This is a genomic window from uncultured Cyclobacterium sp. (genome assembly GCF_963976465.1).
Taxonomy (GTDB): domain Bacteria; phylum Bacteroidota; class Bacteroidia; order Cytophagales; family Cyclobacteriaceae; genus Cyclobacterium.
The window spans coordinates 1-10715 of sequence record NZ_CAXBOC010000147.1; the positions used below are offsets into that span (position 1 = coordinate 1).

The 10715-nt window shown below is 37.9% G+C and carries 12 protein-coding genes and 2 pseudogenes; 10 read left to right on the forward strand and 4 right to left on the reverse strand.

The genetic code is table 11. From position 1 onward, the window contains the following. Both AAC037_RS10030 and AAC037_RS10035 read left to right on the forward strand, forming a co-directional pair. Positions 1–510: pseudogene (locus AAC037_RS10030) on the forward strand (hypothetical protein); the annotation flags it as partial. 24 nt (positions 511–534) lie between these two features. After that, positions 535–1491: a hypothetical protein gene (locus AAC037_RS10035; RefSeq protein WP_339902867.1), complete on the forward strand. Its 957-nt coding sequence runs from the start codon at positions 535–537 to the stop codon at positions 1489–1491. Between the two features lie 46 nt (positions 1492–1537). On the opposite strand, the gene AAC037_RS10040 is transcribed toward AAC037_RS10035, so the two are convergent. From AAC037_RS10040 to AAC037_RS10055, 4 genes are all read right to left on the reverse strand, one after another. Next, positions 1538–1996: a hypothetical protein gene (locus AAC037_RS10040; protein ID WP_339902868.1), complete on the reverse strand. Its 459-nt coding sequence runs from the start codon at positions 1994–1996 to the stop codon at positions 1538–1540. Beyond that, positions 1993–2919 carry a calcium/sodium antiporter gene (locus AAC037_RS10045; protein WP_339902869.1) on the reverse strand — a complete coding sequence of 309 codons (927 nt, stop codon included), beginning with the start codon at positions 2917–2919 and terminating at the stop codon, positions 1993–1995. The genes AAC037_RS10040 and AAC037_RS10045 overlap by 4 nt, the downstream gene beginning before the upstream one ends. Before the next feature lie 12 nt (positions 2920–2931). Further along, a complete protein-coding gene (gene upp / locus AAC037_RS10050) occupies positions 2932–3573 on the reverse strand; it encodes a uracil phosphoribosyltransferase (RefSeq protein ID WP_339902870.1) in 642 nt (213 codons plus the stop codon). A gap of 70 nt (positions 3574–3643) precedes the next feature. Next, positions 3644–4915, reverse strand: coding sequence for an OmpA family protein (locus AAC037_RS10055; protein WP_339902871.1), 1272 nt, complete (start codon positions 4913–4915; stop codon positions 3644–3646). Between the two features lie 175 nt (positions 4916–5090). On the opposite strand from AAC037_RS10055, the gene AAC037_RS10060 reads away from it, so the two are divergent. From AAC037_RS10060 to AAC037_RS10095, 8 genes and pseudogenes are all read left to right on the forward strand, one after another. Further along, positions 5091–5516: a hypothetical protein gene (locus tag AAC037_RS10060; protein ID WP_339902872.1), complete on the forward strand. Its 426-nt coding sequence runs from the start codon at positions 5091–5093 to the stop codon at positions 5514–5516. Further along, positions 5483–5887, forward strand: coding sequence for a hypothetical protein (locus tag AAC037_RS10065; protein WP_339902873.1), 405 nt, complete (start codon positions 5483–5485; stop codon positions 5885–5887). The genes AAC037_RS10060 and AAC037_RS10065 overlap by 34 nt, the downstream gene beginning before the upstream one ends. A gap of 76 nt (positions 5888–5963) precedes the next feature. Beyond that, positions 5964–6500, forward strand: coding sequence for a hypoxanthine phosphoribosyltransferase (gene hpt / locus AAC037_RS10070; protein ID WP_339902874.1), 537 nt, complete (start codon positions 5964–5966; stop codon positions 6498–6500). A gap of 27 nt (positions 6501–6527) precedes the next feature. After that, a complete protein-coding gene (locus AAC037_RS10075; RefSeq protein ID WP_339902875.1) occupies positions 6528–7100 on the forward strand; it encodes an adenylate kinase in 573 nt (190 codons plus the stop codon). 115 nt (positions 7101–7215) lie between these two features. Then, the gene (obgE, locus tag AAC037_RS10080) at positions 7216–8205 is read left to right on the forward strand and encodes a GTPase ObgE (protein WP_339902876.1); all 990 of its coding nucleotides are present in this window, start codon (positions 7216–7218) and stop codon (positions 8203–8205) included. A gap of 80 nt (positions 8206–8285) precedes the next feature. Further along, positions 8286–8841 (forward strand): annotated as a pseudogene (locus AAC037_RS10085) (nucleotide exchange factor GrpE). 6 nt (positions 8842–8847) lie between these two features. Then, positions 8848–9960, forward strand: coding sequence for a molecular chaperone DnaJ (gene dnaJ, locus AAC037_RS10090; protein WP_339902877.1), 1113 nt, complete (start codon positions 8848–8850; stop codon positions 9958–9960). A gap of 69 nt (positions 9961–10029) precedes the next feature. Beyond that, positions 10030–10715, forward strand: a 686-nt coding sequence (locus tag AAC037_RS10095; protein ID WP_339902878.1) for a hypothetical protein, incomplete at its 3' end; no start/stop codon positions are given.

Sequence of the window (10715 nt, forward strand, 5' to 3'; positions counted from 1 at the left end):
CAAGCAAACCAAGGTATGAGAGAGATGCTTGCTGCGCCTGATGGAGATTATCAAAAAATGAGCAGTAATATAATTGAAACTGAATATAGGCTTAATTTTGCCTCTTTAGATATCCCAATAAACTTAAAATATAAATTCTATGATAAAGAACAAACAGGCATGTATTTTATCACAGGTTTGTCGAGTATGGTATATTTAGATCAGAATACAGTTGAGTCCTATCAAGCGCAATCTTTGTTCAATGCAAATAGTGTCAGTGGAGCCTTGGAATATGCTCCCTCTGTTCAAAGCTTTAGTAATGTATATACCCCTGAAAGTGGTCAAAGCAATGCCGATGTTGCAGGCCTTTTAAACCTTTCCTTCGGTTATGAGTACAAGTTAAATAAGGGCTTTTATGTCTCCTTTGAACCCTTTTATAAATTACCGCTTGGGAACCTTACCTTTGCCAATCAGCAATTCTCAATTGGTGGAGTTAACCTGCGAATGAATTTCAATTTTAAAAATAAATAACAAACCAAAAATTAATTGATTACCATGATTTTAAAGAACAAATTTACTTGGCTATTAGGTCTAGTTATATTAGTGACATCCTGCCTTGATGATTCGCCAACAGATATTGAGTTGGACATGCAAAGAGATGACCTTGCCTTGGAGAATTATATTAATTCAAATAATATTGATGCCACAAAAACTCAATCAGGATATTATTATACAAAAACGGTTGAAGTACCTGAGGGAGACCAGTTTGTAAGTGATGATTATATTGGGGTTTATTATGAAATCAAAAGTCTAGATGGTCAATTGATAGATTCTCACTTAGATGAAAGCCTGGAACCTAAAATATTTAGATATAGTCAGGATGGATTGTGGCCTATAGCCATTACTTATGCTTCCGGTTTGGCTAAGGTAGGAGAAGAAATGACCGTCTATTCTCCTTCTTACCTCGCCTTTGGTAATTATAGCTATGAAACATTGATTTTATCCTCCTCCAATTTAATTATAAAATTAAAGTATGCTGCCAAATACACGGAGGAAGAACTTAAGGAGCGAGAAGAAGCAATGATTGCTGATTATATTGCTACGGAACAACTAGAAGGTTTTGAGGAAGTTGAAGAAGGTGTATATGTGCGTACAATAACTGAAGGTGATGATTCCAAAACCGAATCTCAGCTTGGAAGTACAGTTTCTGTAGACTTCGAATTGTTTGAACTTGGGGCAGATGACCCTGTTTACGAATCCTATGAAAGTAATCAGCCGACCTCTGTATCTATAGGGAATTCCGGCCTAGAATTTTTGAACGATGGATTGATTGATGTTTATCCCGATCAGAAGTTGGAGATACTGTCTACCTCTTTTAAAGCTTATGACCAATCCATTCAAATATTTCCATCAGTAATCCGAGAGGATCTTGTAAGCCTTGGTGAACAAATTGATTTGGTAAGGCCGTTTACCCCTATTTTATTTAAAGCAGAAGTGCTTTCTGTCAATTAAACATTGCCGAAAAGCTAAAAAAAGGGGTTGATTTTAACCCCTTTTTTTATGTCCAAAGCTCTCTTAATAAAGGGATTTTTAATAATTCTTCAATGCTTAAGCCAAAAATAAATGACCATAATAGGGCACTAATTAACATCGAGAATAATATTTTCTTCTTGGCTACCCCAAAGGATGTCAGTACCACAGTACCGCCAATTGGTGTTAAAATAAGAGGCGTTAATAAAGCGATACCCCAAATACCAAATTTCTTCCATACTTTGATGGTATTCCTTGTTCGTTTAGAAAATTTTTTGGATTTTTTTTTGATGATGATAGTCCAGTTTTTTTTAAACCATTCCCCCAGAAATGTAAATAGAAATACTGAAGTCATCATACCCGAAACTGTGACCAGTATAATTTCTATTAAACCATAACCTGCCGCAGCTCCTAATAGTGGACCGGCAATAAATTTAAATAAGCAGAGAAAGTATATACCTGCAAATGTAATCAAGTATTCACTCATGAAATAAGGATATAAATATACAATAGGTATCCAGAGAGTAAAACAGCTCCTTTTATTCTGGTGATAATATAATTGATTCGCATGATGGGAAGGAGAAGGATAGTAAATCCCAGCATCCACACAAAGTCTGTAAAAATAAATTCTGTGGCTACATCTATTGGTTTGATAAGTGCTGTAATGCCTATAATAGAGAATACATTCATAATGTTACTCCCTAAAATATTCCCTAAAGCCATTTCCGTTTCTTTTTTTAAAGCAGCTAAAACTGAGGTAACTAGTTCAGGTAAACTAGTACCTATGGCGATGATTGTGACTCCAATTATTCGCTCACTCACCCCAAAGTTTCTTGCGATTAGAGATGCATTACCTACAACCAACTCTGAGCCAAAATAAAGACCTGCAGCTCCCCCAATCAACTGTAAGATTGCCAGCCAGGGAGATTGTTTTTTCATCAAAGCGGCTTCTTCTTCAGTAAATTCTACTCTTTCAATTGTTTTGAAAAAATACCAATTGAGGGCGATAAAACAAGAAAATAAAATTACACCTTCATATAGGGAAATGACCCCGTTGAAGGCCATCATATAAAATAATACTGAACTAATTAAAGTAAAAGGATAATCTAATTTCAGCGTGGATTTTTGAATATATATGGGGAATATTATAGCGCTAATACCCAATACAAGACTAATATTCGAAATATTGCTGCCGATCACATTTCCTACTGTAATGTCACTAGAGCCTTTAAGCGAGGCAGTCACACTTACCAATAGCTCAGGAGCAGAAGTTCCAAAGGCAACAATTGTAAGACCTATTAACCCGGGGCTAAGCCCCAATCTAGCAGCAATAGCTGAAGCGCCATCAACAAGAAATTTCCCTCCCAATAATAGGATTAGGAAACCTATTGCCAGTATTAAGTAGCTCATGTTTAAATAATATTAAATTTTAGGACCAAATGCGAGGTCTCCAGCATCCCCTAAACCGGGGACGATGTAGGATTGTTGGTTTAATTTTTCATCTAATGCCCCTATCCAAAATCGATGAGGAAGGTCTAGGTTTTCCTTGATATGTTTTATTCCTTCAGGGGCTGCAAAGGCGCTAAGAATTTCAATTTGTTTTGGCTTACCATGCCCTTTAATCGCATCAATACTTTTTATAAAGGATTTCCCCGTGGCAAGCATTGGGTCAACTATGAGCACAGTCTTTCCAGTAAGATTCGGTGCAGCCAGGTAATTTAAGGAAATTTCTATCTTATCATCACTTTCCTTCCGATAGGCACCAATAAAACCACTATCAGCCTGATCGAAAAAATTTAAAACTCCTTGATAAAATGGAACAGCAGCCCTCAAAACGGCAATAATCACAGGCTGTTCTTTTAGTAAAGGTGTTTCTACTTTTGCCAGAGGGCTAGTTATGGAGCTTGGCGTATAAGGAAGCGCTTTAGAAACCTCATAGGCTAATATTTCACCTACTCTTTCCAGGTTTTTCCTGAACCGTAATCGATCCTTCTGAATGTGGATGTCACGAAGCTCGGCCAAAAACTGGTTTGCAATTGAATTGTTTTGGTTTAGAATAAACATGATAGGACAAAGTAAAACAAAAAAACCCGATCTTTTAAGATCGGGTTTTAAATATTATTTATGAATCCTATTATTGGATCTCAAAACTTACTCTTCTAGCCATTTGTCTAGCATCTGTAGAAGATTTGTCTACGCTTGTGTCTTCACCGTAACCTTTATAAGAAAGTCTAGATGCATCTACTCCTGTAGCTACTAGCAAATCATAAACAGATTTAGCTCTTTTTTCAGAAAGCTTCATGTTATAGTTCTCAGGACCTAACTCATCAGCATAACCTTTGATTTCAACCTGAACACCTGGGTTTCTCTTCATGAAGTTTGCTACATAATTAGCAGAAGAAGCAGAATATCCAAGTGGTTTAGAGCTATCGAATGCAAAATATACATTTACATACTGATCATTGATAGCTTTAGCAAGGTAATCAACTTCTTCAGTGTCTTCAGGAGCACATCCTTCAAGAGAAGCTGGACCTGGAACGAAAGGACATTTGTCTAAGTGGTCAGGAAGACCATCTCCATCAGAATCCATAGTAGTACCTGCGGAATTTACCCTTGCTCCGGCTGGAGTGTTAGGCTCTTTGTCCAAATAATCAGGAACGCCATCACCATCAGAATCTTTTAGCATGTCTTTGATCTCACCGATCTGAGTAGCCAATTCATCCTTAGTAGCATACTTGTTTTCTCTGATATACCAATCAGCGTGAGTGTCGTTACTACCTAGATAGAAAGTAAGACCTAAAGTACCGGTCCACCATACTGCATTCATGCCGTAATATCCATCATCAGCAGCTGAAATATCAGAAGCTCCGTCGAAAGCTACTGATTGACGTCCTGCAACAAAATTAGTGATGTCACCATTTAGGGCAACTCTGTCACTTAGTTTAACTTGCAGGGTCATACCTGTACTAACATTGTACTGGCTGTCCTTTACGTCTGCAAATTCATTTTCTTGAGGAGTTAGCTGGCTGATTCCACCGCCAAAGTGGCCCAAAAGATTGAAAGTTTGTGAAAAGGTTTCCCAGTTCAGGATTCTTCCAAGATTTGCAACTCCTTGTAGGTTTAGACGGTAATAATTTGTTGAAAAATCAGGAGTGTCGCTAGCATTTTTAAAGCTACCGATACCAAAATCTAATTTGGTTCCAAATTTTTCGTTAAACATATACCTGACTCCAAGGTCGGCATGTCCTAAGTTAAGGGTAGGTGAGTAATAACCTGGCGTAATTGGAGCCATTGGTTTATTGAACCCTCCATTAACCTCTACAGACCATTTGTTGAAGTCGTCTTGAGCATTAGCACCTACAGCTAAAGCACCAACCATTAGTGTTGATAGTATTATTTTTTTCATGATAAAAAATTTTTTACAACATTCAGTGTTTTAATTGATTTTGATTGCTATTAGATTTTTACTCGGTTTATGATACAAATGTATATTAATTTACGGGAACTTTAAACATCTATGTCAATTGTTTCAATAAAAACTAATTTGATCCCGAAATTTATAAAAATATTTAACATAAACTATGCCATTCACAAATTTATTAAAAGAAATTCTTCATTTAGAAAGTGTGTCAGGTGATGAAGCAAATATATCTGCATTTATCTTAAACCATATTTTAGAACGTAAAGACAATTGGAAAGTTGCACCAAAAATTTATTTCGGTGAAGAATTTCAAGACAATATAGTTCTTGTTTTTGGAGCGCCTAGAACTGCTGTATTTGCCCACATGGATACGGTTGGTTTTACGGCCAGATATGAAAACCAACTTGTGCCCATTGGTGGTCCGGAAGTATCGGATGGTGTATGGCCGGGCCCATTAGGTGTAGGGTTAAGGAAATTGATGGAAATTTGTATCATGATTTCCCGAGAAAAATCCAAACAGGAACTTTACTTTCCTTTGAACAGCATGTCAAGATGGAAAACGGTTATCTGGAAGGTGCCTTTTTAGACAATAGGTTGGGGGTATATACCTTACTTCAATTGTGTGAAACAATAGAAAATGGAGTGCTTGTATTCAGTACGTATGGGGTCCATTTTAATGAAGGGGTAGTCATTTCCATGAGAGATAGTTTTATTCCTCGTAAGAAATTTGTCGATAAAATTATTGAAATGGCGCGTGCATCGAATATCCCTTTTCAACTTGAGGTTGAAGCTTATGGGGGAAGCGATGGAAGGGAAATTCAAATGAGTCCTTATCCAATAGATTGGTGTTTTATCGGACTTCCAGAGGAAAATCCCCACAGTCCGGTTGAGAAGGTGACTTTGTCAGATTTGGAAAGTATGATTAAATTGTACCAATATTTATTACAATATTTGTAATGATTTGAATTATATTCTTTATTTATCACCCTATTATTGTATACAAATAATTTAAGGCCACACACATCCGGTTAAAATGATTCAATTAAAAAACCTGGTTTTTGAGCAATATCTAAAAGAAGCCGTCCTATTAAAAAGGGTAAAAGAACTTGCCAATGCTATAAATCATGATTATCGAGGAAAAAATCCCATTTTTTTAGCCGTTTTAAACGGTAGTTTTATGTTTATGTCTGATATTTGCAAAGAAGTTTCTGTCGATGTTAAAGTGAGCTTTATTAAAATTGCCTCCTATACCGGTATAAAATCTGATGGGAAAGTTAGGGATATGATAGGCTTGGAGGAATCGCTTCAGGGAAAAGATGTCATTATAGTAGAAGATATTGTGGATACAGGTAATAGTATGTGGCATCTTCTTGAAACAATCAATGCCCAAAAACCTAAAAGTGTTGAGGTAGTCAGCCTACTGACCAAACCGGAAGCCCTAAAAAAGCCTATTGATATTAAGTATGTAGGTTTTGAAATTCCCGACTTATTTGTGGTAGGGTATGGCTTGGATTTTGAAGGTCTGGGGAGAAACTTGAGAGATTTATACCAAATAGTTGATAAAAATTAATACTCTATTTATATTAAAATTACACTTATGTTAAATATCGTTTTGTTTGGCCCTCCTGGAGCAGGTAAAGGGACCCAAAGTGAAAAGTTGATAGAAAAATACAATATTGAACACATATCCACCGGGGATTTATTCAGAAAGCATTTGGGTGAAGGTACTGAGCTAGGGAAGTTGGCCCGCAAATACATGGACGAAGGAAATCTTGTTCCGGACGAAGTTGTAATTGGTATGGTAGAAGACAAGATCAACCATTCTTTGGATGCCAATGGGGTGATTTTTGATGGTTTTCCTAGGACTGTTGCACAGGCTGAAGCACTTGATGCCTTGTTGACCAAAAAAGGGACGGCTATTTCAGGAATGATAGCTTTGGAGGTTCCTGAGGAAGAGTTGAAAAACAGATTGATGGAAAGAGGGAAAACTTCCGGAAGGGTGGACGATCAAGACGAAGAAAAGATTAACAATAGGATTAAAGTTTACAATCAGGAGACTTTGCCGGTTGCGAATTATTACCAAAAGCAAGGGAAATTGTCCAAAATTCATGGTGTTGGTGCCATCGAAGAAATCTTTGAAAAGATTTGTGCTGTTGTTGATAAGTATTAATCACTATCTTTGCATGATAATTTTATGGCTGAGCTTTTAAGCTTGGCCATTTTCTTTTCACCCAAACCTTGGTAAGAGAAGAATAAATAGAAGTACTAATTAAACAAGGAAAGCAGTGGCAGGATCCAATTTTATTGATTACGTAAAATTCTGTTCCCGGTCGGGAGCAGGAGGAAATGGGTCAGTTCATTTCAGACGAGAAAAACATGTGCCCAAAGGCGGTCCTGATGGGGGTGATGGTGGCAGAGGAGGCCATATTATTCTAAGAGGAAATGCCCAGTTGTGGACCCTATTGCATCTGAAATATAAAAAACATGTCATCGCAGACAGGGGGAATAATGGTGAAGGAGGAAGAAGAAAAGGTGCTGATGGGAAAGACGTTATTTTAGAAGTGCCCATTGGTACTGTAGCACGTGAGGCAGAGACAGGTGAGCTCAGGTGTGAAATTACTGAAGATGGTCAAGAGTTTGTTTTGACTCCCGGAGGTAGAGGAGGGCAAGGTAATGACCACTTTAAGACCTCGACCAATCAAGCTCCCCATTATGCCCAGCCTGGAGGGGAAGGTATAGAGGAATGGATCATTCTGGAACTCAAATTATTGGCTGATGTAGGGTTGGTGGGCTTCCCAAATGCAGGTAAATCAACTTTGTTGGCCAGCGTGTCTGCAGCAAAACCTGAAATTGCTGATTACGCCTTTACCACATTGATCCCGAATTTAGGTGTAGTGGACTATAGAGATGGTAAGTCTTTTGTCATGGCAGATATACCCGGGATTATTGAAGGTGCCGCTGAAGGAAAGGGTTTAGGCCTTAGGTTTTTACGCCATATTGAGCGGAATTCCATACTCTTGTTTTTAGTACCGGCAGATGCCGACCATATTGGTGAGCAATACGCCATTTTATTGGACGAAATCAAAAGATACAATCCAGAGCTCCTGGATAAAAAACGGATTTTGGCCATTTCCAAAGCAGATTTGTTGGATGAAGAGCTTATGGAAGCTTTAAAACCTGAAATACCTAAAGATGTACCTCATCTTTATTTTTCTTCCGTGACGAGTTTTCAGTTGCCTGCACTTAAAGATTTGATTTGGAGTGCATTGCAGTAAATGTGTCAGAATGTCATATTAATTGAAAATGGCAAGTTAATTGTTTAAAGGAGATTGGTTGAAGATAAAAGAATTGAATAATGACAGATAATGTGAATGAAGAAAAGGAACAAGGCTTAGATCAGGCAGATATAAGCGAAAACCTTAAAAATGAAGAAGATCTGAACAAAGAATCCGCGCAAGAAGATATAGAAGAGAAAGTGGAAGACGAAGCGGAGTCAGACAGTATGGCAAAAGAAAACCAGGAGCTGAAAGACAAATATGTCAGGTTGTATTCTGAATTTGAAAATTATCGAAGGAGAACTGCAAAGGAAAAGCTGGACATGATTAGTAAACCTGATCCAAGAAATTCTTCCTGTAATGGATGACTTTGAAAGGTCTTTTAAGGTAGAGGGCAATGACCAAGAGGGAAGCAAGCTAATTTATAATAAATTAGGAAAAATTCTTGAATCCAAAGGTTTGTTGCCGATGGAAGATTTAATAGGTAAAGAATTTGACGCAGAATATCATGAAGCAATTACTCAAATTCCCGCTCCTTCAGAGGATTTGAAAGGGAAAATTGTAGATGTAGTTGAGAAAGGATACATGCTTTCAGATAAGGTGGTCCGATTTGCAAAAGTGGTAATAGGAAACTAAAAACTTATGGCTAAAAGAGATTATTACGAAGTTCTTGGAGTGGCGAAAGATGCAAGCCAAGAAGAAATAAAAAAGGCATATAGAAAACTGGCCATCAAATTTCATCCGGATAAAAACCCCGGTGATCCTACAGCTGAAGATAAGTTTAAGGAGGGAGCAGAGGCTTATGAAATATTAAGTAATCCGGAAAAAAGAAGACGGTACGATCAATATGGTCATCAAGGTGTAGGAGGAAATGCCGGCTATGGCGGTGGCGGCATGAATATGGATGACATCTTTTCTCAATTTGGAGACATCTTCGGTGGTGGTGGCGGATTTGATTCCTTTTTTGGCGGTGGAGGACGTAGTTCCCGACGTACCAAAAAAGGAACAAACCTTAGGGTAAAGTTGAAACTTAACCTTAGAGAACTTGCTAATGGGGTAGAGAAAAAGATCAAAGTAAAACGTCACATGATTGCTGATGGAGTAACTTTCAAAACATGCTCTACATGCCAAGGTCAAGGTCAAATTAAGAAAGTTGTCAATACCATGCTTGGACAGATGGTCTCTGCAAGTGCTTGCCCTACCTGTGAAGGCAGTGGACAGGTTGTAGATAAAAGACCTCCAAATGCCAATGCCAATGGGTTGGTAGTGAAAGAGGAAATCATACCTATCAACATTCCTGCCGGTGTTTCTGAAGGCATGCAGCTTAGCTTATCCAGTAAAGGTAATGAAGTGCCCGGCGGTATTCCGGGGGATTTATTGATCCTTATTGAAGAGATTGAGGATGAAGAATTGGTAAGGGATGGAAACAATGTTGTCTATGACCTTTACCTTAGTTTTGTAGATGTTGCTCTTGGATCATCCTTGGAGGTGCCAACAATCGATGGTAAAGTTAAAATAAAAATTGAACCGGGAACCCAGTCAGGGAAAATCCTGAGATTAAAAGGAAAAGGGATAAAAGAACTAAATGGTTATGGTAAAGGAGACCAATTGATTCATATCAATGTTTGGACACCTAAAGAAGTAAGTAAAGAGGAAAGGGAAAAGCTCGAGTCACTGCGAGATTCTGAAAACTTCAAGCCAAATCCTGGACAATCTGAGAAAAGTATATTTGATAAAGTTAAAGAATTTTTCTAAAATGAATGGGTCGGCCAACGGCCTTTTCTTTTTAGAAACCTTTTCCATCTTCCATCGTATTAATTCCCTATGTTTAAGGAATTAAATATATCGATATGTTTGGTCATTTTTATGGCCATTTCAACTGATGCGCAAATAATGCGTCATTTTGAAGTGGCAGAACGAAATGACATTGATCTGGTAAGCCTAAATTTCTCTAGTTATAAAGGGGTGTCTTATATCAACAGGTCCTATCATGGTGTACCTTTGTATGTAGATGCAGCTTTAGGGGAAGTAAATATATTGCCATCTTTCGCCCACGATTTAGTAGATGGAGTGCTCCATGCTCGCTTGGTGCATAAAAATGTAGAGTCGGAAAGTTTGAGTAAAAACCTTTCTTATAGGCTTTTTTCAAGCAGTGATGATGATTATGATCATAAGTGGGATGTAGGGTTAGACCCCAATTACCTCTATGACCTTCATTTTCAGTTTGGGATTGGAAAAGCCAGGATAGATTTTTCAAACCTGCCTGTTTCCAATTGTATTGTTAAAACTGCCTCGGCGGATGTATTTTTAGACTATGCCAATCAAGTGTCCAACTCTGTAAACATGGACACCTTGTCTGTAGCCATTAATATGGGCTCAGTATATGCTAACGACATGCAGTTTTCCAATGCCCGTCTTTTAATGTTTGATGTCAATTATGGATCCGTTAATCTAACTTTTAATGACACCATGGCCGGAGCTTCCCAGATACACACTATGGTGGGAGCCGG